This is a genomic window from Rhodobacter capsulatus (assembly GCF_005144475.1).
Classification (GTDB): domain Bacteria; phylum Pseudomonadota; class Alphaproteobacteria; order Rhodobacterales; family Rhodobacteraceae; genus Rhodobacter; species Rhodobacter capsulatus_C.
This window is the reverse complement of the sequence record NZ_SWJZ01000010.1, coordinates 31,740-55,743: the sequence shown is the minus strand read 5'-3', so window position 1 is coordinate 55,743 and position 24,004 is coordinate 31,740. Positions and strand designations below refer to the sequence as shown.

19 protein-coding genes, 1 pseudogene and 1 other annotated feature are annotated in these 24,004 nt (G+C 63.8%); of the genes and pseudogenes, 10 read left to right on the top strand and 10 right to left on the bottom strand.

All coding sequences use genetic code 11. The annotated features are described in order from the left end of the window. Positions 1–548: 548 nt before the first annotated feature. Positions 549–1,163, bottom strand: a complete 615-nt coding sequence (locus FBT96_RS03445; RefSeq protein WP_249306263.1) for a plasmid pRiA4b ORF-3 family protein — start codon at positions 1,161–1,163, stop codon at positions 549–551. Positions 1,164–1,800: 637 nt separating this feature from the next. Here FBT96_RS03445 and FBT96_RS03440 point away from each other — a divergent pair. From FBT96_RS03440 to FBT96_RS03420, 7 genes are all read left to right on the top strand, one after another. Then, complete coding sequence (locus tag FBT96_RS03440; protein ID WP_136904961.1) at positions 1,801–2,817, top strand: AAA family ATPase; 1,017 nt, start codon at positions 1,801–1,803, stop codon at positions 2,815–2,817. A gap of 45 nt (positions 2,818–2,862) precedes the next feature. Next, positions 2,863–3,372: a DUF6634 family protein gene (locus FBT96_RS03435; protein ID WP_136904960.1), complete on the top strand. Its 510-nt coding sequence runs from the start codon at positions 2,863–2,865 to the stop codon at positions 3,370–3,372. A gap of 739 nt (positions 3,373–4,111) precedes the next feature. Then, complete coding sequence (locus FBT96_RS20555) at positions 4,112–4,249, top strand: hypothetical protein (protein ID WP_169583161.1); 138 nt, start codon at positions 4,112–4,114, stop codon at positions 4,247–4,249. A gap of 329 nt (positions 4,250–4,578) precedes the next feature. Further along, complete coding sequence (locus FBT96_RS20550) at positions 4,579–5,256, top strand: hypothetical protein (protein WP_169583159.1); 678 nt, start codon at positions 4,579–4,581, stop codon at positions 5,254–5,256. Then, complete coding sequence (locus tag FBT96_RS03430) at positions 5,253–7,430, top strand: Mu transposase C-terminal domain-containing protein (protein ID WP_169583158.1); 2,178 nt, start codon at positions 5,253–5,255, stop codon at positions 7,428–7,430. Before FBT96_RS20550 ends, FBT96_RS03430 begins: the two co-directional genes overlap by 4 nt. 87 nt (positions 7,431–7,517) lie before the next feature. Then, positions 7,518–8,480, top strand: coding sequence for an ATP-binding protein (locus tag FBT96_RS03425; RefSeq protein WP_169583156.1), 963 nt, complete (start codon positions 7,518–7,520; stop codon positions 8,478–8,480). Continuing rightward, on the top strand, positions 8,477–10,327 hold the full coding sequence (locus tag FBT96_RS03420; RefSeq protein ID WP_169583154.1) for a TniQ family protein: 1,851 nt from the start codon (positions 8,477–8,479) through the stop codon (positions 10,325–10,327). The genes FBT96_RS03425 and FBT96_RS03420 overlap by 4 nt, the downstream gene beginning before the upstream one ends. A gap of 399 nt (positions 10,328–10,726) precedes the next feature. On the opposite strand, the gene FBT96_RS03415 is transcribed toward FBT96_RS03420, so the two are convergent. Both FBT96_RS03415 and FBT96_RS21175 read right to left on the bottom strand, forming a co-directional pair. Next, the gene (locus FBT96_RS03415; RefSeq protein WP_249306260.1) at positions 10,727–12,142 is read right to left on the bottom strand and encodes a hypothetical protein; all 1,416 of its coding nucleotides are present in this window, start codon (positions 12,140–12,142) and stop codon (positions 10,727–10,729) included. Between the two features lie 15 nt (positions 12,143–12,157). Beyond that, the gene (locus tag FBT96_RS21175; protein ID WP_249306257.1) at positions 12,158–12,466 is read right to left on the bottom strand and encodes a TniQ family protein; all 309 of its coding nucleotides are present in this window, start codon (positions 12,464–12,466) and stop codon (positions 12,158–12,160) included. Between FBT96_RS21175 and FBT96_RS03410 the strand changes: the two are divergent. Then, positions 12,441–13,726: pseudogene (locus FBT96_RS03410) on the top strand (IS3 family transposase). The gene FBT96_RS21175 and the pseudogene FBT96_RS03410 overlap by 26 nt on opposite strands. After that, positions 12,777–12,893 (top strand) — a sequence feature (AL1L pseudoknot). Its footprint overlaps the pseudogene before it by 117 nt. A gap of 110 nt (positions 13,727–13,836) precedes the next feature. Here the strand turns inward: FBT96_RS03410 and FBT96_RS03405 are convergent. The 6 genes from FBT96_RS03405 to FBT96_RS03370 all read right to left on the bottom strand — a co-directional run bounded on the left by FBT96_RS03405 (position 13,837) and on the right by FBT96_RS03370 (position 20,976). After that, positions 13,837–15,651: a GGDEF domain-containing protein gene (locus FBT96_RS03405; protein WP_136904956.1), complete on the bottom strand. Its 1,815-nt coding sequence runs from the start codon at positions 15,649–15,651 to the stop codon at positions 13,837–13,839. Between the two features lie 75 nt (positions 15,652–15,726). Continuing rightward, the gene (locus FBT96_RS03400; protein WP_394347653.1) at positions 15,727–16,647 is read right to left on the bottom strand and encodes a CehA/McbA family metallohydrolase; all 921 of its coding nucleotides are present in this window, start codon (positions 16,645–16,647) and stop codon (positions 15,727–15,729) included. A gap of 2 nt (positions 16,648–16,649) precedes the next feature. Continuing rightward, positions 16,650–18,815, bottom strand: a complete 2,166-nt coding sequence (locus FBT96_RS03395) for an ATP-binding cassette domain-containing protein (RefSeq protein WP_394347652.1) — start codon at positions 18,813–18,815, stop codon at positions 16,650–16,652. A 66-nt stretch (positions 18,816–18,881) separates the two neighbouring features. Beyond that, entirely contained in the window at positions 18,882–19,979 is a 1,098-nt protein-coding gene (locus tag FBT96_RS03380) for an extracellular solute-binding protein (protein WP_249306255.1), read from the bottom strand. 155 nt (positions 19,980–20,134) lie between these two features. Further along, entirely contained in the window at positions 20,135–20,314 is a 180-nt protein-coding gene (locus FBT96_RS03375; protein WP_136904953.1) for a hypothetical protein, read from the bottom strand. A 269-nt stretch (positions 20,315–20,583) separates the two neighbouring features. Next, positions 20,584–20,976: a hypothetical protein gene (locus FBT96_RS03370; RefSeq protein WP_136904952.1), complete on the bottom strand. Its 393-nt coding sequence runs from the start codon at positions 20,974–20,976 to the stop codon at positions 20,584–20,586. Between the two features lie 194 nt (positions 20,977–21,170). Here FBT96_RS03370 and phnX point away from each other — a divergent pair, with 194 nt between their 5' ends. Continuing rightward, complete coding sequence (phnX, locus tag FBT96_RS03365) at positions 21,171–21,962, top strand: phosphonoacetaldehyde hydrolase (protein WP_136904951.1); 792 nt, start codon at positions 21,171–21,173, stop codon at positions 21,960–21,962. After that, complete coding sequence (locus FBT96_RS03360) at positions 21,959–23,119, top strand: 2-aminoethylphosphonate--pyruvate transaminase (RefSeq protein WP_136904950.1); 1,161 nt, start codon at positions 21,959–21,961, stop codon at positions 23,117–23,119. Before phnX ends, FBT96_RS03360 begins: the two co-directional genes overlap by 4 nt. Here FBT96_RS03360 and FBT96_RS03355 read toward each other — a convergent pair whose 3' ends face one another. Further along, entirely contained in the window at positions 23,120–23,953 is an 834-nt protein-coding gene (locus FBT96_RS03355; RefSeq protein WP_249306253.1) for an alpha/beta fold hydrolase, read from the bottom strand. It lies immediately after the preceding gene. Positions 23,954–24,004: the final 51 nt, after the last annotated feature.

The following is a 24,004-nucleotide window of genomic DNA, read 5'->3' as shown; positions in this document are numbered from 1 at the left end:
TGCGTCGATGGAGCCAAAACCAAACGCAGCAGGTTGCGCCGAAAGAAAACTGTTCCGAGACGACGACTTCTTCAGCAGCCTGGTAAGTCCGACGAGATCGCCTATTCTGATATTTTGTAGCGCCAAAATTATTTCCCGCCAACCTAGCGACCTGTCGCTGACTCAGATTAGACTATCGAAGACTATCTCGCGCTCAAGCACAAGAATGAGGCCAAGTGTTCGGCCGGATGCTGTCCCTACGGTGCCCATAGGTAGCGGATTCTTCGTTCCTCCGAAGGTGAGCGTCTGCTTTGTGCCGCATTACTACTAGACTTGACCGAGTTTTGCTGCAACTGCGGGCAAAGGGCGGCTTTGGGTTATGCGGCCACGTAGCGTAACTCGAAGCCGACCGACAGCCTCGGCCGAGCGTGAGGATCAAGCCGTCGCCTTCGCAGAGGGCGGGTTCTGCGGTCTCAATGGCGCAACCGCACGGGTCGCCTTCGCTCGTTGAACTTGCCCATTGAGCCCACAATTTCTTTGAAGCCGGGCGCCTGCCGCGGCAAATATCCTTACCCCTTCTTCGGCTTCGGCTGATGCAGGCGCCGCGCAGCGTTGGAGCGCATCGCGTTGCGCAGGTCCTTGTTGATCACCTCGAGATCGAACCACTCCGGGTCGAAATGCCCGCCCGCCCAGCGGAGGTTCGACGCGTGATCGTCGTGTTCGGGATCGCGGATCACTTCCAGAAAGTCGCCATAGGACCAAGGTCCGCCGACATCTTCGGGCGGGCGCGCCCGGGCACCGTCAAGGCACTGCGCCTGTTTCGGGGCGGTCTCGACCTCGGGCCAGGCTTCGATCCGAATTTCATGCTGCCAGTTGTCGCCGAAATCATAGACGTAGACGAAGACCGCATCGGGCTGGCCCAGAAAATCGAGAAGGCGCACATCGGCATAGTCAAAAACCCGAGGGCCGTCGAAGCCATCATCCAGCAGATCCGGATCGCCATAGCGCAGCCCGCCGATGTGGAATTCGTGCAGATGCGCATCGGTCCAACCGAAGGCCGCCTGCAGAACGCGGTGGAGCTTGGCAAGGGTCCAGTCCGACGGGACGAGCAATCGGCGCCAGATCGGCGGGTCGATTTCGATCAGCCTGACGAGGAGTTGCGCGACCTTGCGTTGCGAAAACACCTTCTCTCTCCTTCCCGATGCCCGGTGCTGATCATGGCGGCGAGAGGCGGCGTTGTCACCTGTTTCGGCGCGGGGCGGGGGCGGCATGGGGCGGGTCCCCGGCCAGAAGCCACGCGCGACGGCTCTTTTCGCATCGCGGATGTCCCGGGCATGAATCGCGCCGCCACATTTTCGCATTGCCGGGATCGGAGCGGGGAAGGCGGTGCCCGGCATTGGACGCTGCCACCCCACAGCGAGATAAACGCCACGCGGTTCATTTTTTCGCATTTCCTTTTTAAGTCAATACCTTAGTATTGACTCGAGCCGTCTCTTGGGCCACCATCACCTCATCAAAGCTCTCCGAATCCATCCATGAGGCCTTGCCGCACTGACCTTGAACGGTTGGTCGTGGTCTGGCCGCCCGCACGCATATCTCTGACCCCGCGAAGCTGCGCTGGCAGTTTTCGCACCGCCTCAACCAGCGCTCCGACCGATCTTCGTCGGTCGTGGTCGCATGACTGGAGCATATCATGTCCTGCCTGAAGTCCCCCGCTCGCGGGCTTGACCGCGCATATCCGCCGCCCTCGTCGTGCCCCCCTGGCAGCCGGGGCATTCGCCGTCCTTCGCGCCATTGCGCCGAGGTGTCGGAGGGAGCCCGATGACCGAAAGGATCGATATCGTCTCGCCTTTGCTTGGCGTCGCAGACGCCGCCGAAGTGATAGATGCGCTGCGCAAACGCTGGCGCGCGCGTCACGGCAACATGGCGTATTTTGCGGGAAACCGTGTCCAGACTCGCATCGAAGCCTGCGTTAAACGCAAGCTCGCCGGCGTGCCCGGCTTTCTTACGCTGAGGCCCGAGCAACGCGAGCCGCTCCGTCGTCTTGCGCGCGAGGGCGCGCGCATTCTGGGCCCGCAGACCGCGCATGAAGTCGATGAGCTGGTTGCGGCGTTGCATGCCGAAGCGCCATGGATAGCGGCAGTTTCTGCGGCGATCCAGCAGCAGTTGTTGGCCGCTCTCTCCAATGGCCGCAAAGGGCTGCGCCTGCCCCCGATGCTGCTCGTTGGCAGCCCGGGCTGCGGCAAGAGTCATTATGCTCGCCGGCTCGCAGAGTTTGCTGGCGTACCGCTCAGGCGGATCGACGTCGGGTCGGGGTCTTCGGGCTTCCGTGTCGGCGGCGTGGAACGGGGCTGGGGCAGCGCCACGCCCAGCGTACCCGTCGAGACCCTGTTAGCGACGCGTGTGGCCAACCCGCTGATGCTCGTGGATGAAATCGACAAGTCGGGCGTTGTCTACAGCGATCGCGGCATGAGTACGTCCATCGCAACGAGCCTGCTCGAAGTGCTCGATCCCGGGACTGCGACGCATTATGAGTGCCCGGTCCACCGGGTGCGGATCGATGTCTCCAACATCAGCTGGATCTTGACCGCGAATGACCTTCGCGGCGTCCCTGCGCCGCTGCAAGATCGGTGTCGTGTGATCCATGTGCCGGAGCCGGGACTGCCGGATCTGTTGCGGCTTTACGACCGCATGACTGCCGACATCGACGATGTGGATACCGTTGCTGACGGTCGTGCCCATCTGGCTGTCCTCGCTGGCCAGGGCCTGAGCCTTCGCAACTTGCTGGCCTGGGTCGCGGTGGTCAGCGGCTACGCTCATCGGCCCCGGCATCACTGAACTGGCGCAGTTTTTCGCACATTTGCAAAAGCAAGGAGGCCCCGTATGACGCCGGACGACATCGCCGACCCGCTGCGCCCGCTCCAATATGTCACCGACGGCCTGCGGGGCGGCGCGCTGACAGAGTCTGATCCAGGCATCACGCCGTTGGTGCGGACACATCGGCTGCTGAACGGCACCTGTCCGTTCGCCGCGATTCTGCGGCAAGATATCTTCGATCTTTGCGATCACATCGACAGTCTTGCCGGAGCGGTGCCGGATCTGTCCGCGCTTGAGACCGCGCCCTGCATCGAACGCTGGTGTGGCGTGGTCGTTGAAGATCTGCCAGTGCTTGTCGGCCTCGTCACGGGCCATCCCCGGTTGCGGCAGGGCGCACGCACAGTCACCTCGCCCCTTGTTCGCATCGCCTCCGATCAGGGGTGGGCACGCACATTTTCGCGCTATTACCGGCTCGGCCGCCCCGATCAATCCGTTTTTACCGCACTGCTCGCAGAGGGCCGCTTGCGGTCGGGCGCTCGGCGTTTCGACATTCCAGACCTCGGGGGCTGGGCTTGACGTCCCTGTGCGGCTTTGGGGTATCCCTTGCCTGCGGCAACACCGGACGTCCTCTGCGCGCGCGGCCGGAGACCGGCGTCAAGATCAGTCGTGCAGCGGTGGAAATTGGAAAAACCCTCTCCGGGACCAGAAAAATGGCGTCCAAAAGCGCGATCACGCACTTTGACGAAAAAAATTTTTCGGGGGGCTCAGAACCAAATCCGACAGCACATGCGCTTTTCGGCGGCATCGGTTCCGGATCTGAAATGGTAATGAAGAGCCGGAGCTTCCCTGTCAAGCCCCCTGAACGGCGGGAAATGGCAAGAAAATCCGACCGTTGCGGTGACCCCACATCGGTCCGACCCGCAACACCCCCCTTGATCTACCCGTAATTTGTCCCCTATCTCATCTCCCATGATGAACCAGAACACGCATAACCCCCTCGCCGCCTCCCGGCTCATACGCTGATCCTTTCCGGATCGGACGTGGGGTTTTGTCTCGCATCGATGCTTTCCTGACCGACGTTTCGCAGCCGAATCACGCCCTCAAAATCGGGCGTTCAGGGCTCGAAAGAACCGTCACGGAAAGCGCCCTTGCCGCCTGACCACCGGAACTTTGTGATGACCGCCCGTTACGGGATCCGGAATTCGCAAACCCTCGGTACCCCCCTCCGACCCGGTTCAGGAGCCGCGCATCCCGCTTCGGGATGCCGCCGGTAGTGCAGCGCAGACGGTCGGACACAAAACCTGAGGAGCGGAAAATGACGCGCGATGCGAAAAACAGAGAGAAAGATCAAAAACTCTCCAAGCTCATGAAAAATAACGACTTCTTTCGTTTTTTTGAGCTTCCGCGCTATGACTCTGACCGTTCCTCGCAGCCCCAATGGAGACGCAAATGACCTGATCCCGACCCCTGAAAACGAAAACGCCGGGATGTTGGCGCATCCCGACGTGGACGTGATGTGGAAGGCCGAAGCCCACCAGACCTGATATCTGGTTCATAGCAGATCCTGCGGTTCGCTGCAAGGAACTGCCCGGCATCGGTCCCTCTCAAACCTGACCCCGACAAGCTCGAGACCCGCTCTCGGCGCGCGAAATTCGCGGCCGGAGGTGTCTCCCCGCATGCCTGTCGCATGGGTCGCCTGTCACGTGCCGCCGCAGCGGCCAGCCGAGACCGACGCGTCCGACCAGGGCGTGTCCCCCAAGCTTCAGAACAGGAACCTGAAAGATGTCTGTCTATACCGGACCCGAATACAACCCGCCCAAGCGGTCGGTTGCCAAACGCAAAGTCTCCGTGGCCTCGACCCAGCATTTCTGCGGTCAGACCGTGGTGCCCGATGGCGAAAATGGCCGCATCATCGTGACCGAGAGCCACCTCGAGTTCGTCTGGGCGATCTATCTTCTCACGCTGCCCTGGGTGCAGACCCTCGAGGAGCAGGTGCTCTTCATGTGGGTGAACGATGCGAGCGAACGCGTCGAAAAGTATTTCGATTTCGTCATCGTGACCACGGATGGCCGGCGTATCGCTTGCGAGGTCAAGCCGGTGATCCGTCTCGAAAGCGGGCGGGTGGTGAACGAGCTTTCGCAGATCGCGGCGCAGATCGGGGGCACCTTCGACGAGGTGCGGCTCCTGACGGACGAAGGCCTCGATGCCATCAGCCGGTTCAATGCCGAGACGATCTACGCCATGCGCGGCGCGGACGCGGAAGCGGATCTGGCCGCCGAGGCGGTGATCGGGCAATTGATCGGCGCCAGCACGCTTGCGGACATGACCCGCTGCATCGGTCTTGGTTCGCGCGGCATGCGGGCGCTGGTGCGCAAGATCGGCAAGCGCGAGATCACGCTTTGCGAGCATCAGCGCATCTGCGGGAAATCCTTCGTGCGCAAGACGGGGGTGTCACAATGACCGCCCCGTTCCGCATCCGCTGCTTCGAGGAAGACCTGTGTCTGATCGACAATAAGCCGCACAAAATGGTTTTCCGCAATTCCGAGGGGCTCGTTTTGGCGCCGCTCGAAGGGGGATTGGCGCAAACCTATACGCATGACGAGCTTCTCAACCTGAACCGCCACAATCGGTTCGAGGTGAAGCTCAACTACTTCGTGAATCAGCAGGGACGCCCTCAGGAGGAGGAAAAGAGCGCGCCGCTGGTGTGGGATTCCGGTGCTCACGACGACCGGATCCGCTTTCGCGAGAGCATCGTTCTTGCGGTCGATCTCCTGCGCCGTCGCCAGAAAAAGGAATTCGGCAAGATCCGTTTGACTCTGACGGACGACGGGATCGAGGCGCACCGGCTCGAAATCAAGGAGGAGGCGAAGGCCTTTTACTGCAAGGTCGCACAGCCGCAGGACAGCAAGACCAAGGAAAGCCCTGAAAAATTCTCGCCGCGCAGCTTGCGTCGCTGGATCGCGGCGTACAAGCAATTCGGTCGCGTCGGGCTTTCCGACCGGAGCTACAAATCCGGCTCGCGCTTCGATCAACTGAACCTGGAAGTGCGCCGCGCCCTCAACGACGCGGTGATGGGATACCTCACGACGGATCGCCTTACGAAAAAGGCGATCCATGAGGATTTGAAAGCCACCGTCGCAACGATGAACGAACAGCGGGTGGCCGAGGGGCTCAAGCCGTTCCGCGTGCCTTGTCGCAACACCGTTTCCGCAGCGATCGACCGCCTCGATCCGTTCCTGGTCATGGTTGCGCGGGAAGGACGTGACGCGGCGCTGCGCAAGTTGCGCCAGACGGGCCGTGGGCAGACGCGTGATTTGGTTCGCCCGCTGCAAGTGGTCGAAATGGACGAGAACAAGGTCGATCTGATCACCTTGTTCCGGGACAACGGCTTGCTCGACCGCTTCAGCGAAGAGGAGCGCAAGCGCCTTGGGCTCGAAGGAAAGAAGGGCCGCTGGTGGATCACCGTCGCCATCTGCGCAGCGACGCGGGTCATCGTCGGCATGCGTCTTTCGAAAAGCCCGAGCCGCTTCTCGGCGATCGAATGTCTCGAGATGTGCGTGAACGACAAGGGCGGCTACGCCGATGCGGTCGGGGCCCTGACCGGTTGGGACTTTTTCGGTCTGCCGGAGCGCCTGGTGACCGACGGCGGCTCCGCGTTCAAGGCGGATGAGTTCCGGAAAACCTGCGCGGCACTCGATGTTCCGTTCGAGATCGCGGTGAACGGCGTTCCGCATCTGCGGGGTGCGATCGAGCGGGTCTTCCGCTCCATGAACCTCAGCTTGTTGCCGCGTCTGACGGGTCGCACCTTCTCCAACGTGATCCTGCGCGGCGAGAATGACTCTGTGAAGGAGGGCGTGCTCAGCGCCGACGAATTCGCTTATGCGCTCGTTCGCTGGGCGGTCGACATCTACCACAACCAGCCGCACGAAGGGCTTGGGGGGGATACGCCGATCGAGGCCTGGAACAAGGCGATGGAGGAATACGGCGTGCGCGCTGCGCCGGGGCCGGAAAAGCAGGCACAGATCTTCGCGCGCCCGCTGACGCGCAAGCTCGAGGGGGACGGGATCACGGTCCTCGGCGTGCGGTATCACAGCAAGGCGCTTGCCAAATTCGCCCTGCACAGCCGCGCCCTCAACCGCAAGACTTCCGACCGGCAGGTGGAGGTCCGCTGGCATCCGCGTGATCTCGGCGCGATCTGGGTCAAGGCGGACCAGTGGATCAAGGTTCCGGCCGTGTTCGACGGATTTGCCGGGGTCAGCGCGGCCGAATGGCTCGAAAGCTCCAGCCGACTGCGTCTGGCGCAGCACAAGCGCCAGGAGGTTTCCCAGACGGTCGTTCGCAAGGCGATCGCGGACATCAAGCAGCTGAATGCGACTGCCCGCCAGCGCGCAAGGCTGGTGACCGAGGTCTGGGAAGAGGCGGCGCTGGCGCGTCTTGAGGAGAGCCTGTTCGTGGGGTTCTCGGTGTCCGAGACGTCCGAGGCCCCCGCCACGGCACAGGCCGAAGATGGGGTTGGGCTCAGGATCGTGCCGGACGCGTCTGCCGAGGCGGCCGAACCCGAGGTTGCCGCCCCCACGGTCAAGAAAGGGCGTTCGCGCAGCAAGAAAAACGATGCCTGGGGCGTCGAGGATTGACCCTTTTCGCGGCCACCCCAGGGCGGCCGCTTGTCATCGGGGCCGCGTCACGCGGTCCGAAGTCCCCCTGCAGAAATGAGGCCGAAAATGCTCAAGTCCGAATTCGAGATCGACAACATCCTTGAAATCTTGCGCCACAAGTTCGTGACCACCCATCGGGACGCGGAGGTGCGCCACGAAATCGACCGCCTGTTGCGCCGCAATGCGGACGGCGCCCCCATTGCCGTTCCCGTGCGGTTCAGTGGCGGTCGGGAGGCCCGTGGGATCGTCGTCACCGGCCATCCCGGCGACGGCAAGTCCACCATCATCGATCACGTCCTGAAGACCCACCCCGCGCTCGGGCTCGGCGCCCCGGGTGGCCCGCGCTACCTCGCCGTCACCGTTCCGAGCCCCGCCACCCTCAAGGCCCTTGGCTGCGAAATCCTGCGCGTGAGCGGTTACCCCGATGTTTCCGAGCGGCGCGAACGCTGGAGCATCTGGCGGCTCGTGCGCCACCGCCTTGCCGCCCTTGGTGTCGTGGTGCTGCTGATCGATGAGGCGCACGATCTGCGCTCGAACGGGTCGGTCGAAGAGATCATGGATATCCTGTGCGCCTTCAAGTCGCTTCTCGAGGCGGATCCGCCGGTGATCTTGCTCTTGTCCGGCATCCCGATCCTGCATGAGATCGTGGCCTTCGAGGGCCAGAAAAACCGTCGTTTCGCCAAGCTTGAATTGTCCCCGGTGACGGCGCCGACGGAGGGCGACAAGCTGCAGCAGTTGATCGTCGATTTCTGCCGCTGTGCGGATATCGCCCCGCCCGAGGTCGATGTCGTGCCCCGGTTGATCTACGCCAGCCGGTATCGGTTCGGGATGTGCATCGAAAACACCCTCAATACGATCGAGGAAGCGTTGCGCCATGGCGACGATCGCCTGACGTTGGCGCACTTCGCCGAGGCGTGGGCGGCGGTCGAGAGCAAGGGCCCCGACTGCAACCCGTTCCTGGCCATCAAATGGGCCAGCATCGATTTGACCGAAGGCACCGACCCCCGGCAATGGAAGCTGAAAAAATGAGCCATCTCGTGCCTTTCCTGCCGATTGCCGCAGATGAAACCCTGATGTCCTGGGCCACGCGGCTTGCGGCCCTGCACACGGGCGAGAGCCTGGTGCCGTTCCTGAACGATATCGGATTGCCGCTTGATGATCTCGACAAGGCGACGGATGCGGCGATCGACCTTCTCGCGGAGCGTACCGGCCACGACCCGGCACAGTTGGTGCGCAATGCCATGCGCACCCTGGAATGGCGGCGCTACATGTTGCGCGGCGAGATCTTCATGGCGGAATTCTTGCGCGGGTCGGACACCGGCTTTTGCCCGGCCTGCCTGCTGGAGGACGATGCCCGCGGAAACAGCCGGCTGCACCGTCGCGGTCGTCTGCTTTGGCTCTTGCGGCCCATCCGCGTGTGCCCGGATCACGAGTTGCCGCTGATCGATCGTCCGAAAACCGATTGGCTGGATCGCGCGCGCCAGATGGCGCTGATCGTGCCCGAGACCGGCGCCCAACTCGAAGCCCTGCGCGACAGCCTGCAAGCGCGCAAACCGGCGATGTTGCAACGCTATGTCATCGACCGGCTCGAGGGGCGCACAGGCCCCGACTGGCTCGACGGGCAGCGCATCGATCAGGCGGCGCGGGCGACCGAAATGTTGGGGGTGATCCTCGCCTTCGGGACGAAGCCCAATCTGGATCTCCTCAGCCCGAAGGATTGGGACGAGGCGGCCGAAGCGGGCTTTCCGTTCGTCGCCCGCGGCGAGATGGGCATTCGCGAGGCCCTTGGCCTTGTCGAGGAACGCAGCCGCTCCCCTGGCAAGCTGAGCCGCAAGGCAGGCCCGCAGCAGCGGTTCGGGCGTCTCTACCAATGGCTTCAGTTCTCGAAGAACCGCAAGGATCCCGGGCCCATTCGCCATGCGGTGCGGGAATACATTCTCGATACGAGCGAAGTCGCCCCGGGCAAGCCTGTTTGCGGCGAGGTCGTCGTGACCCGGCGGCGGCACAGCATCGCGTCGCTCGCGGCCGAGACCAAGCTGCATGCGAGTACGCTGCGCAGCCTGCTGGTGTCCCACGGCCTCGTCGACGACACGGCAGCCCGCACCGGTGGAACCTTCGATGCGGTGGAGGCCAACAGGATTGTCCAACCGGTCCTCCAAGCGATCCCGATCGTTCGTCTTCCCGGCTACATCAACGCCTCGCGCGGGCAGGTGCGGCAGCTGATTTCCGCAGGGATCTTGCCGCAAATCGACCTGAAACTCAGTGCCCAGCACAAATATGGCGCCCAGGTCCTGGCGCCCGACGCCGACGCGTTCCTCGCCAAGCTTCGGGATCGTGCCCGTGACGTCGACGATGTCCCCGAAGGGTGGGTCAGCATCGATGTTGCCGCGCAAAAGACTCGCGTCAGCACCGACGGCATTTATCGCATGATCCTCGAAGGGAAACTGAAGCGGGTGGTGCGCCTGCGGGACGTCTTTGGCTGCTATGCGCTTCACCTCGATCCCGCCGAGATCGTCACCGCCACGACCCCCGATGTCCCTGTCAAGACGCTCTCTCTTTCGGCGGTCAGCATGAGTCTCGACATCCCCAGCCCCGTGATCTTGCGTTTGATCGACGGCGCGGTCGGTGTGACGCGGCTTCGGGTCCATGAGGTTTCCTCGACCGGGCAGCCCCGATTGTCACCGGTCGACGTCGAGCTGTTCGCAAAGACCTATGTGTCCCTGCGGCGGTTGTCGCGTGAGACCCAGATCAGCAGGAATACCCTGGTAAAAAAGCTGTCCGATCAGGGATGCCAGCCGATCGTCGATCCGATGGAACTTGGCGTGGAGCTTTATCGCCGTCGTGATCTGCCTCCCGGGATTTACGGCCTGATGTAGCGCCTGCCGAGCAAACTCTTCCTGAAGCCGCCCTTCCGGGCGGCTTTTTTGTTGCCAACGGCCGACCGGGCAGGGAATTTGCCAAAGGAAAAATTTAGCCTACAAAAAGGCCAGATCGTTGGTCGGGGGCAGGGGTGTATTTATATATTTCAATGGGTTAGGTTTTGGCAAAAGGAAAAATTTAGTCGGTCGAGACAGCAGCCAGATAAGGGAATAGCGTGCGCAAATAAAATCTAGAAGCGTGCGCAAACTCGGCAAATTCGAGGTGGGCAGGTAGCCAGAAGCGGCATTCTCGCAGTCTCTTGCTATGTGCTCGCCTCAATATAAGATTTTATTACAAGGGGATAGGTGGCGCAGAAGTTCATCGAGAACTTCCGCCTCCTGTCTCCTCAGGCCCGTTCAGGGAACTCGCCTTATTGGTGTGGGCCACCTGCAACAGAACAGCTTCTCGATCACCTCCCACTCGAAGATCGCGCCGATATCTTCGCCATCCGGAGCAAATGGGGCGACGCTGGCGTCTTTCAGAATTGTGCGCAGGGATTGCCAAGAAAGCCCGAGAAGTGCGGCGAGGTGGCGGAGCGTCACGAAGCGACGATGGAAGGCATCGATGTCGGCGGGCGAGAGGAAACGTTGCTTCGCCTTCGTCTTCGGGTTCATGCCTTCGGTCGTCGGAACGTGACCGTCCCGGACCAGCCTCATCGCCGTGCGATGGCGCAACCCGGCGGTCTTTGCGAACAACTCGATGCTCAGCCCCTTGGCCTCCGGTCGTTCCAGCCTGCGTTCGACCTCGGCGACATCCACCAGAATCGCCGCATACCCGTCACGCCCGAGGTGCTTTCCAACCCGTGTCAGCTTCCGGCCCTCGATCATGCTGACGATCTGCCCGGGGCGGATCTTCAGGCGCTGCGCAGCCGACGCAATATCGCTCCAGTCATGCATGGGTACGTAAATCGGTGTGGCGCCAGTCAGCAAGCCATCGATGAAAGATCGCCCGGCCTGAATATCCCAAAGCGGCTTGTGCCCGTCCCCGCCCAGGGTCGGCGCAAAATATCCGTCCTGTCGCAGCAGGTCGAACTGTGACCGTGAGATCGAGAGCTTCTCACGCAATTCCGGGGCATTCACCCCGGATCCGAGTGACTGCAGAAACGGTGCGGCCGCGACGGCATCGAACAGCTCCCAGGCGTCTTCGCGACCTTCGCCGGCAGGCTTGACCCAGCCCGCCTCGGACAAAAGCTTGCGCAGCCGCCGCGCATCGATTCCGGTTTCGCGCGCAGCCGTCAGAACGGAATGCACTCGGCGCTCAAGGACAGGTTCGCCCATCAAGGCGTCGCCCGGCCCAAGTGGCCATGTCGTCGCGATGTGGTCGCGCAACAGATCGCGAAAGGGACGGTAATCCTCTCCCGTAAGATCGTGCGCGAGCCTGTCATAGAGGTCACCGAACTTCTTCTTTGGACCGTCTGTCGGTGTTCCGATCAGCTGCTGCAGCTGCGAGAGGGCATCGCGGATATGTTCCTCGCCCTTGCTGGCGAAGGTGTATCCGAGATCAAAACAGCACCAGAGCCGCTCCGGTGGCATCTTTTTCCATTTCGGGATTTTGGTCGCAAAGGCTGCGCGTCCCAGCAGCTCACAGAAATGCGCGGCCGGGTAGAGCGAAAACTGATCCAGCCAGTTGCCCTGAGAATCGTGCTCGATTGCCAGGCGCGTCTCGAACCAATGCTCGAACGGGGACGCATCCCGCAAAGGTCTGTCCAACGAGCCCGATAGCACGGCCTCGGCAATTTCGGCGAAACGCGCGGCAGTGTCATATCGGCGCACCGGTTCCGCTTCCTGTCAGAGCGGAACGAGCGGATGGCGGTGGTGGAGGCAGATGGTCGCCGGGCGAAGCATCCAGTGGCCGCGGAGGGCCATGGACTCAGCGGGGGGACCGTCGGCGCTCTCCGAGTCCTGGCGCAGGCAAATCGGACACCCGCGCACCGTGGTTTCTTTCACGGCCTTGGCGTGGAAGGTCTGCCCGCGGAACTGATGCTCTCGATCACCGGTGTTCTCGGGGGTCCAGGCGAGCTGAACCGCCCCGGGTTTACCGGAGGGCAAAACTCTCGGAGACTTGCCCGTTATGGAACAGAAACAGAAGAAGACCACGAAGCCTTATTCCCCGGAATTCCGTGAACGCGCGGTTCGGCTTCTCTTGGAACACCGCGCCGAATATCGGAGCGAAGCTGCGGCGCTGACGGCGATCGCAGGCAAATTGGGCTGTGCGCCAGACAGCCTTCGTGTTTGGGCCCGCCAGGTCCAGCGCGATGGCGGCGAACGGCCGGGCGCGACCACTGCTGAGAAGTGAGGCGGATAAGAAAACGATCCAGTGAATCGTTTTCCCGCCGAACCGGATCAAGGAGCTTGAGCGCGAGGTTCGCGAGCTCCGGTAGGCCAACGAGATCCTGAAGAAGGCGTCCGCATATTTTGCGATGGCGGAGCTCGACCGCCCGTTTCGCAAGTGACTGCTTTCATTGACGAACACCGAGGATCTTACGGGGTCGAGTCGATGTGCAGACTGCTGCAGATTGCCCCGTCGACCTACTATGAGCGGCGCGCCATCGCCCGCGACCCGTCCCGGGCGTCTGCCCGGGCCAAGTCGGATGCCGCCCTCTGCCTCAAGATCGACGCAGCTTGGGAAGAAAACCGCAAGCTCTACGGCGCGCGAAAGATCCGGGCCATGTTCTGCGCCGCGACGGTGAGGATGTCGCCCGATGCACGGTCGAGCGATTGATGCGCGTCTTGGGGATCCAGGGCGTGGTTCGCGGCAAGAAGATCATCACCACGAACCCTGACACCGCGCAGCCCTGCCCGGACGACAAGGTGAACCGGCAGTTCACGGCGCAGCGCCCCAATCAGCTTTGGGTGTCGGATTTCACCTACGTGCCGACGTGGTCCGGGACGGTCTATGTCGCGTTCGTCATCGACGTCTTTGCGCGCCGTATCGTAGGGTGGTGGGCCTCGACGTCGATGACGACACAGTTCGTTCTCGATGCTTTGGAACAAGCGATCTGGCAAAGAAAAACGCCTGATAACAAAGACCTGATCCATCATTCAGACCGCGGGTCGCAATATCTGTCGATCAAATACACTGAGCGGCTGGTGGAGGCCGACATCGATCCCTCGGTCGGGACGGTCGGCGTTTCCTACGATAATGCGCTCGCCGAATGCGTCATCGGGCTTTTCAAAACGGAGGTCATCAACCAGCTCGGCCCCTAGAAATCGGTCCGTGACGTCGAGTGGGAAACGCTGAAATGGGTCGATTGGTATAACAACCGCCGCCTGCTCGGCCCAATCGGATACATCACCCCCGCAGAAGCAGAGGAAGCCTTCTATGCAAACCTGAACGTCCTCGATATGGTCGCATAGTCGTTGAACAAATCACCCTCCGGTAAACCCGGGGCGGTTCAACGCCGCAGGGCGACCGCTTTCCGATCAGGACCGCATCGAAACGACGGTGCTTGGGGTCCTTCCCGTGACTAGCTGAGCGCGCCCGCAAGGGCCGGGTCGGGTGCCGGACCGCGCGTTTCCATCTGCAGGCTCGCCTGGCGCTCTCTGGCTAGCGATTTCAATTTGGTCAGCCGTGTCGTGAGTTCAAGCGTCGCCTGGGGCCGGTATCCTGGCTCCAACCGCAGCGCAGCAACGGTGCAGGACAAGAGCGGAAACCGGGTCAAGGTTCCGTCGCGTGCGCGGCCTTCGATGAACCCGGCCGCACGGTCCTCGGGGCTGTAGAGACTTTCGGCGACATGGCCAAACCGCTCCCCGATCGTTTCGAGGATCCTGGCCAGAGGGCGGCAGGCCGGGCCGTCGGCTCCCAGAAAGAAATCATCGCCGCCGATATGCCCTGCAAACGCCGCGTGATCGCGCTCGAGCGACTTCAGGATCGACGCCAAGATCAGGATCGCCCGATCCCCCATTTCGAACCCGTAGCGGTCGTTGAAGGGTTTGAAATGATCGATGTCGATATAGGCGACCAGTCGCGGTGCGGCGACATGCGTCATACATCGCTCCAGAAATCCGGCAATGGCGCTGTTTCCGGGCAGGCGCGTAAGAGGATTTTGCGCCGTCGCCTGCTGCAACCGCACTTCGTTTGCAAGCTTCAGCAGGGCGCCCGAAGACATGTAGCCCCGATACCGCAGCGCGTTCGTGACGACGACGCCATCCTCGGCGCGATCAGCAATCAGATCAAGTCGTTGCGCGATCGGCGAGGTGCTTTCGAGCGTCGGGATCGGCCGAATGAAGTCGCGGATCGTCATCCCTATCGATCGGTTGCGCGCCAGATCCCGCCCGAAGGGGGAATGCAACAGCTGCTTCACGTCGCTTTCGCGGACCGCCCCGCGCGGCAGCCCGTCATGACCAAGCACCGGATAGACATTGCGACCCGGATAACGCGTCAGCTGGTCGAAGAAGACCGCAAGCAGTGTGTCTTCCTGCAGGGTTGGCACATCCTCGATGAACTTGTCGACCATCAGGCCGTCGCTGGTTTCGACGGGCGCGGCACCGGCATTGATGCGGTCCGCATAGCCGGATTCCAGCTCGCTCGGATCGACCGCGGGACGCGCGATCAGATAGCCTTGAACGAGATCACAATTGGCGTCCCGGCAACAGATCAGTTGCTCGATTGTCTCGACACCTTCGGCGATCACCCGGCTACCCAGCGTATGGGCCAGATCCACGATCGAGCCGACAAGCAGCCGTTTCTTCGCATCGCTCGGCATCGACTTGATGAAGAACTTGTCGATCTTGATGAAGTCGGGCGCGGCCTGATAGAGCATCTGCATGCCCGAAACGCCGGTGCCGAAATCGTCGATGGCGATCTGGAACCCTGCGGCGCGCAGACCACGGACGGCTTCTTCGAAGGCTTCCGGCTCAAGCGGCTGATGCGCTTCGGACAGCTCGATGCAAAGGTCATGCGGTCCAAGGCCGAGCTGTTCGCAGCGCAACTCCAGAAAGGTGCGCAGGGACCGCCACTGCCCCAGATTGCGTCCATCGAGATTGAGGAACAGATGCCCGGCTTCTGCCGGACACAGATGTGCCCTCCCGATCATGGCTTTCGAGATGACGCAGCAATCGGCTTCGAACAGCCGTTTGCGCTCGGCGGCGCTGTCCAGCAGTGCGCCCGGGTTGGGAAAGCCAAGGTCGTCGAAGCCGCGCATCAATGCCTCGTGCGCGACAACGCTCCCTGTGCTGGCATCCACTATCGGTTGCAGAGCAACAGCCAGTTGTTGTTCCAGAGCCCTCAGGAATTGCTCGGAGTCGAAGTTGTGAAGCCATATCGGCAGTTCGCCACCCATCCCGTCTCTCTCGCAAGATTTCCTGACGGCTACCCTATCCGGCTTAACAGGCGATGAACTCGGCTCCGCCGCGGCTCATCGCCAGAGCGGGTTCGACCAGGCTCGACGCCCCGCGGCATCGATCACCGTCACCCGCAACCAGGGCGAGGCCGTCAGCCGGGCGTCCAAAGAAACCCGCGTCCGGGTCATCGAGGCACCGTGGCGCGCCACCGTGGCCGAGGCCTGCCCTTGCACGATCACGCTGACGACGGCGCTGCTGTCCACCTCGACGGCGGTGCCGTCAAAGCGGATGGCGCGGAAATCCGGCCCTTGCGAGGCATAGAAATGCCCCGCCTTCAGCGCCGGCAAAAGCGCCTCGGGCGTGTTCTCGGCCGCTTTCACCATCACCCAGCCACCGAAATGGTCGGGTTCGGTGAAATGCGCGTCGTCGGTGGCGATCAGACCCAGCCTGCGGCCCTCGGTCAGCAGCAGATCGGCAAGCACCGCGCCATCGCCCCGGTCGGCGCCAATGGCGCAGCCGTGGTTGTAGATCTCGACCGCGTGGGCGGCGGCAAGGCTGCGCGCATCGGCAAGGCTCAGCCCCGACCAATGCGGATGCGCGATCGCGACGAAAGCCCCCGCCGCCACCGCCCGCGCGGCCAGGTCTGGCCCGGTTTCCTGACCCGCGACCGGCTTGAAATCGGGGCTGTGCGAGGGCGCGAAATCGGCAGGCAGGCCGACCGCAAGGATGTGCCACAACTCGCCGTTTTCCAGTGCGCCGGAATGCAGCTCTGCGCCAGGCAGCGTGGTGAAATGCTCGGTGCGAAACTGCGCCGTGTCGGTGATCGGATAGCCGTAGCGCCCGACGAAATGATCGGTCAGCGCCAGAAAATCATAGCCTTCGGCGGCATAGCGGCGGCAGACCTCCTTTGGCGAAAGCGCCCCGTCGGAGCGGTCGGAATGGCAGTGCAGGTTGCCGCGCCAGAACCGGCCCGGGGCGGTGAACGTGTCGATCATGGTCATGCTCCCTTGGCCTTGCGGCCCTCGTTTTGTTTCAGGACGGCCCAGATCACGGCGCAGACGACCGTGACCAGAATGACAAGGATACCGATGACATTGACCACCGGCGAGAGTCCGAACCGCATCCGCGAGCCGATTTCGGTCACCAGCGTGTGCTGGCCACCGATGGCGAACATGGTGGTGTTGTAGTTCTCGAAGCTTTGCAGGAAGGCGATCACCGCCGCAGACACCAGCGTCGGGCGCAGGAAGGGCAAGGTGATGCGGCGAACGGCCTGAAACGGCGTCGCCCCCAGATCGCGGGCGGCTTCCTCAAGGCTGGCGTCCTGCCGTTGCAGCCGCGCCGTGATCATCAGCATCGCATAGGAGGCAATGAAGGTCGTCTGCGCCAGAATGGCGGTGAAAAGCCCGCCCGCAACGTCGAAATTGCGCCAGAAGATCACCGTCGAAACCCCCAGCACAATGCCGGGTGTCAAGAGCGGCGAAACCATCGCAGCGTAAAGCAGCCCTGCGCGGCGCTCGGACAGCCGCCTCAGCAGCAGCGCCCCCGCAAGCCCCATCGGCAGCGACAGCGCGATCACCGCCGCCGCGATCAGGATCGAGTTGCGCAGCCCCGACCACATCCGCGTGTCGGACCCCAGCTCGGCAAGCCAGTGCAGGGTGAAGCCTTGCCAAACCGTGACCGAAGGCGGCGAACAGGCGTTGACCCCGGCCGCCACCATCAGGATCAGCGGCAGGAACATGTAGGCGAAAAAGAGCCCCATGTAGAGCCGCGGCACCAGCCCGCTGCCTGTCGTGTCGGGTGTCGCGCTCATCGGGCGATATCCTTCAGCCGCACCCGCAGAAGCTTCATCATCAGAAAGACGACGCCGGTGCAGACCGCGAGCAGGCTGAACGCATAGGCCGCGCCGACGTTCCAGTTCGTCGCCTGAAAGAAGCGGTTGTAGACAAGCTGGGTGAACCATGGCTCGGCGGTGCCGCGGGTCATGACATAGGGCACGGCGTAAGACCCGGCCGAGAGCATGAAGGTCATGATCGCCCCCCACCGCGATGCCGGGCCGGGCATGGGGCAGCACGATGCGCCAATGGATCTGCCAGGGCTTCGCCCCCAGATCGCGGGCCGCCTCGATCTGGTTGGTGTCCAGCGTCTCGATCACGTTTACCAGCGGAAACACCATGAACAGCACATAGGCATAGACCATCGCCACAAAGACCCCCGCGCCGCTTTCCAGAAACGGCACCGGCGCAATGCCCGAAAGCCCACGCAGCGCATTGAGCGGCCCGCCGGTGTTCAGGATCATCTGCCAGGCGAAGACCCGCAGCAGCTCGTTGATCGCATAGGGCACGACCAGCGCCAGCAGGATCAGCCCGGCGCGTTTGGGCGGTTCAAGCTTGGCGATGGCGAAGGCGATCGGATAGCAGGTCACGAAAGCCAGGACCGTCACCGCCAGCGCGGCCAGGATGGTACGGACAAAGATCCACAGATGCGCCTTGCCCATCTGCGCATAGTTCGACAGCGTCCAGGTCTTGACCGGGGTGCTTTCCGCGGCCTCCAGCCGGGCGATCTCGGCCTCGATCCGGGCCTTTTCAGCGTCGATATGGGTAAGCTGCAACGCCAGACTGGACGACGTTTTCAGGGTCCTGGCCGCGACCCGATCCAGCGCGGACAGCGGCTCGTCCAGAAGCAGCACCGCCGGTTCCACGGCCAAGGCCCGCGCAATCGCCACGCGCTGCCGTTGCCCGCCCGACAACTCCAAAGGCAGCTTTTCCGCCTGACCGGCCAGCGCCACCAGATCCAGCAGCTCGAACGCCCGCGCGCGGCGGCGCGCCTTCGGCCAGCCGCGCATCTCGAGCCCGAAGGCGACGTTTTCCCAGGCCGTCATCAGCGGAAACAGCGCAAGGTTCTGAAAAATCAGCGCGGTTGGACGCTCGGCAGGCGCAATGCCCGCCATCGGCGCCCCCCCGATCGTCACCGCCCCTGCGGAGGGGGACAGAAAACCCGACAGAAGCCGCAGCACCGTGGTCTTGCCGCAGCCCGAGGGACCGAGGATCGAAAAGAACTCGCCCGCCCGGATCGTCAGATCAGTGGGGTGGAGCGCCTGAAAATTGCCAAACCGCACGGCGGCGCCGCGCAGCTCGATCTCCATTCCACGCAAGGAAAGGGGCATCGGAAAGCTCCGGAAAAACGGCGTGGAGAAGGTCCCCGCGCCGGGTTCGCCCTGCTCAGGCGTTGGTCAGTTTCTCGACATATTCCTCGCGCACCGCCGAGAACCACGGCGTGAACATCGGCCACCACCAGAGTTTCTCGATCGCCTCGCCCGGATAGGCAAAGGCGAAGGCGTCTTGTTCGCCGCGCTCAGATGCTCGGCCGAGCCGACCGCCGCGGAATTGTAGCCGGTGGCATTGGCGAACAGGCCGCCGATTTCGGGCGTCATCAGGAAGTTCAGGAATTCATAGGCCTGATCGACATTCTCCGCCCCCGAGGGGATCGCCGCGGTATCCATCCAGGCGAGCGCGCCTTCCTTTGGCGCGCCGTAACGCCAGTTCGGGGCCACGTCGGTGTGAAGCTTGATGCCGGTGGTGTCCCAAGTCTGACCGATGACACAACCGCCATCGGTGAAGGCCGCGGTCGCCTCGGTCGCATTGTTCCAGAACGCGCCGATGTTGCCCTTGCGCTTTTGCACGAAGGCCACGCAGGCATCGAAGATGCGGCGGTTGTCAGCCTCGGACTTGTAAACGTCCATGCCGCAGTTCGACGGCACCTCGCCAATCGCGTCAAGATGGATCGCAAGGCTCGTCAGCACCGATTTCTGCCGCAGCGCCACCTTGCCGGTCAAACCCTCGCCCCAGAGATGGGCATAGGACAAATCGCCCGGCTTCACCTCAAGCCCCGAGGCGTCCCAGGTGATGCCCTCGGTGCCCCAGTCGAACGGCACCAGATAGCGCTTGCCGCGATGCGCCGCGCCAAGTTCCAGCGAGGACCGCCACAGCGCCGGTTCGATCCGCTCCACCTTCAGCTTCGTCTCGTCGATCTCGGCCAGCAGGGCGCCCTCGTCGTAGGTCGGGCGGGTATCGACCGAGGGAAACAGGATGTCGAAGCCCTTGCCGCCCGCGGTGCGCAGCTTCGAGGCCGCTTCCTCGTTGGCACCATAGGTCGAGACATTGACCTTGATGCCGGTCGCCTTCTTGAAGGCTTCGGGGATCTTGCCGTCCTGGAAGTAATCGCCCCAGGCGAAGACGTTCACTTCGCCCGAAGAGGCACGCGAATGGCGCGCAATCAGCGGCGTGGCCAGCGCGGCGGCGCCGGTCGCCAGCACCATGCGGCGGGTCATCGGGACAACGGTCTTGGTCCTGTCGCATCTCCTGCGCGGAAGGGCTCGGAACCGAACCTCGCGCGGGGGACCGATCGACAGGCCATGGCCGGATGCGCGAAGGGGCATGACCGGCATAGCGCCGTGACGTGACCGTCTTGTGGAGCGCAGCGGCGCTAGCGGCGGCGCAGACAGTCCTTCTGGTGACGGCGGAGCAGGTCAACCATCCTGCGCGCCGAGATCAGCCCGTCGCGCTTGAGTTCGACGATCACGCATTCGGTCTCGTCAAGCATCCCGGTCTGCTCCTTGAGCCGCACGAGCATCCCGACGGCATCCTCGCCGATCGCCCTGTTCATGTCGATTTTCCTGATGCGCGCAAATCGTGCCACAAGGTCGGCAACCGCAGGTCTTGGCTTCGTCATCTCGACCCCAAATACTGAACTAAACTGTTTCGCCCCCGATGGGCTGACCCTATGACGATAGCCAACATACTGTCCAGAATGAGGATTTCACGGTTTCCGCGACAGATGGTCTCTCCTTGAAATGACCGGCGTCGGTCGCAGAGGTGCGGAAATTTTCCGCGGCAACCCCCCGTTTGCAACATCGGCACGCGTTCATCGAACGCTCAGACGGCGTCCGCGGCGGTCTTCGCGTTGCGCTTGCGCGACGTCGATCCGGCAGGCGCCGCGGCGCCGTTGCCCTTTGCGGGCGCGGGATCGACGGCGGGGGAAGTCTCGGGCGCCGGGGCCGAATGCGGCTCGGGCGACGCGGCATCCGCCGTCGCGGCGGCGACCGTCGGGGCCTTTTTCGCCTTGACCTTCTTCGGCGCGGGGGCCGCGTCCTCTGTGGCCTCTGCCATGGCAGCTTTCGCCGCGACGAAGGCGCGCATGAAGCGGCGCAGTTCGCGCCCGGCACTGGTGTCAAGCGCCTCGCACAGCGCAAGGAAAGCGGTCTTTTCCGCCTTCTCGACCCGGATCACCAATTGGCTTTCCTTCTTCTTTTCCTTGTTTTTGCCCATCGCGGCCTCCTGCAAATGTAACGACAATGTAATGACGCAAAGAATGGGCGCAACGGCATTAGTGTAACGTTTTCATGACGCTACGATGACAGTTGCGCCCCGGCATGCGCGGTTGCGCCGCGCCTTGCTGTCATCTGCGTGCAATAAAGCGGTGTCCCCCTTGGCCAGAACGCCAAGGACCGAACGGGGACAGGATGATCAAGATCAAGGCAGTTGTCTTCGACTGGGCGGGCACGATGGTCGACTTCGGCTCTCTGGCGCCGATGGGCGCCTTCGTGCGGGCTTTCGCCGAATTCGGCGTCACGGTGAGCGTCACCGATGCGCGCAAACCGATGGGGCTGCGCAAATGGGACCACGTCGCCGCGATGCTGGCCGAGCCGCATATCGCCGCACGCTGGCACGACGCGCAGGGCAGCGCCCCCGATGCGGATGCGGTGCAAAGGCTGCATGATGTCTTCGTGCCGATGAACGCCGCGGTGGCGGCCGAACATGCGACGCTGGTGCCCGGTGCGCTGGAAACGGTGGCGTGGCTGCGCGCCCGCGGCATCAAGATCGGCTCGACCACCGGTTACACCCGCGCGATCATGGCCGAGGTCAGCCCCGCGGCGGCGGCGCAGGGCTATGTGCCCGACACGCTTGTCTGCGCCGACGACCTGCCCGAGGGGCGGCCCGGTCCGCTGATGATGTACAGATGCTTCACCGATCTCGCCGTGCATCCGCCGCGCGCGGTGATCAAGGTCGACGACACCGAACCCGGCATTGCCGAGGGGGTGGCGGCAGGCTGCATCACCGTTGGCGTGACGCTGTCGGGCAATCATGCGGGGATGACGCTGGCCGAGATGGCGGCCCTGCCCGAAGCCCGGCGCAACGAGATCCGGCGCCGCGCCCGGGCGGCGCTGAAGGCCGCGGGCGCCATGCATGTCATCGACACCGTGGCCGACCTGCCGTCGCTGATCCAGACCTTCGAAACCCGAGAGAGCGCATGAAAGACATTCCCCCCGCCGAGCCGATCCTGCTGACCCCGGGCCCCCTGACGACCTCGCGCGCCGTCCGGGCGGCGATGCTGCGCGATTGGGGCAGCTGGGACGATGATTTCCGCGCCATGACGCGGCAGTTGCGCGCCGATCTGGTGGCGCTGCTGGGCGATGGCCGCGAGGCGTATGACTGCGTGCCGATGCAGGGCTCGGGCAGCTATCTGGTCGAGGCGATGCTGGGCAGTTTCGTGCCGTGGCATGGCAAGGTTCTGGTGCTGGCCAATGGCGCCTATGGACAGCGCGCGGCGCAGGCGCTCGATGTGATGGGCCTTGCCTTCACGGTGATCGACAAGGGCGACTTCCTGCCGCCCCGGGGCGAGGATGTCGCCGCGGCGCTGGCCGATGACCCAGAGATCACCCATGTTCTGGCGATCCATTGCGAAACCTCCTCGGGGATCCTGAACCCGCTCCCCGAGATCGCGGCGGCGACGGCGGCGGCGGGGCGCAAGCTCCTGATCGACAGCATGTCGGCCTTTGGCGCGATCCCGATCGACCCCGCAAGGCTGCCGTTCGAGGCGCTGGTGTCCTCGGCCAACAAATGCCTGGAGGGGGTGCCGGGCTTCGGTTTCGTGCTGGCGCGGCGGGTGGCGCTGGCCGCCTGTGCGGGCAACAGCCCGTCGCTGGCGCTGGATGTGCAGGCGCAATGGGCGACGTTCGAGCAGACCGGGCAATGGCGGTTCACGCCGCCCACCCATGTCGTCGCGGCCTGTCTGGAGGCGCTGGCCGAACACGCGGCCGAGGGCGGCGTGGCCGGGCGCGGGGCACGCTATGCGGCCAATCGCGACCGGCTGGTGGCGGGGATGCGCGACCTTGGCTTCGAGACGCTGCTGCCCGAGGCGTGGATGTCGCCGATCATCGTCACCTTCCTGTCGCCCGCCGACCCCGCCTTTGACTTCGCGCGCTTCTATGCGGCGATGAAGGCGCGCGGCTTCCTGATCTATCCGGGCAAGCTGACCGTGGTCGAAAGTTTCCGCATCGGCTGCATCGGGCAGATCGACCCCGAGGGGATGACCCGCGTGGTGGTGGCGGTCGAGGAATCGCTGCAGGAGCTGGGCGTGCGCTCGGCCGCCCCGTGGCCCGAGGCGCTGGCGCAGCGGATGCCGGGCTGATCAGCGCCCCCGCAGCCGGTCGAGCCAGGCGGTGAGGCAGGCCAGTGCCACCGGTTCGTCCAGAAACGGGATATGGCCGCGGTCGGGCACCTCGGCAAAGAGCATGTCGGGGCGGCGGCGGCGCATCTCGGCCGCCGTCTCGGCCGCCAGCACGTCGGAATTGGCGCCGCGGATCAGGGCAAGCGGCAGGCCCGCGCAGGCGTCAAAGAGCGGCCAGAGATCGACCGCGGGCGCGGCCATCGCCACCTCGAAGGCCTGACGCAGCGCCGGATCATAGGTCAGCCCGACGCGATCGGCCTCCTGCAGATAATGCCGGACGGCTTCCTCGGCCCAACGCGAGGGCGGCACATGGGCAAAGCCGGGCATCGCCGCCGCCATCCGGTCGGCGACCTCCTCCAGTGTCGGCACCGTCGGGCGCAGGCCGATATACTGGCCGATCCGCTCCAGCCCCGCGCGTTCGAGCACCGGGCCGACATCGTTCAGACAGAGCCCCGAAAGCCGCCCCGGCGCGCTCGCCGCCAGCACCATCCCCAGAAGCCCCCCGCGCGAGGAGCCGATCACCGCCACCTGCGGCAGATCCAGATGGTCGAGCAGCGCCAGCACGTCGCGGACCTCCTGCGCCACGGTGTAGCTTGCCGCCCCGGTCCAGTCCGAGCCCCCCCGGCCGCGGCTGTCGAGCCGGATCAGCCGCACGTCGCCCGGCAGATGATGCGAAAGATAGTCGAAGTCATGCCCGTCGCGGGTCAGCCCGGCCAAGGCCAGAATCGCGATCCCGTCGCCCTCATCCCGATAGGCCAGTCTTGCGCCGTCCTCGGCCCGAAACTCCCGCATCACCCCTCCCGGCGTCGCATCCCCGGGACAGCATCGAAGCGCCGGGCCGATCTG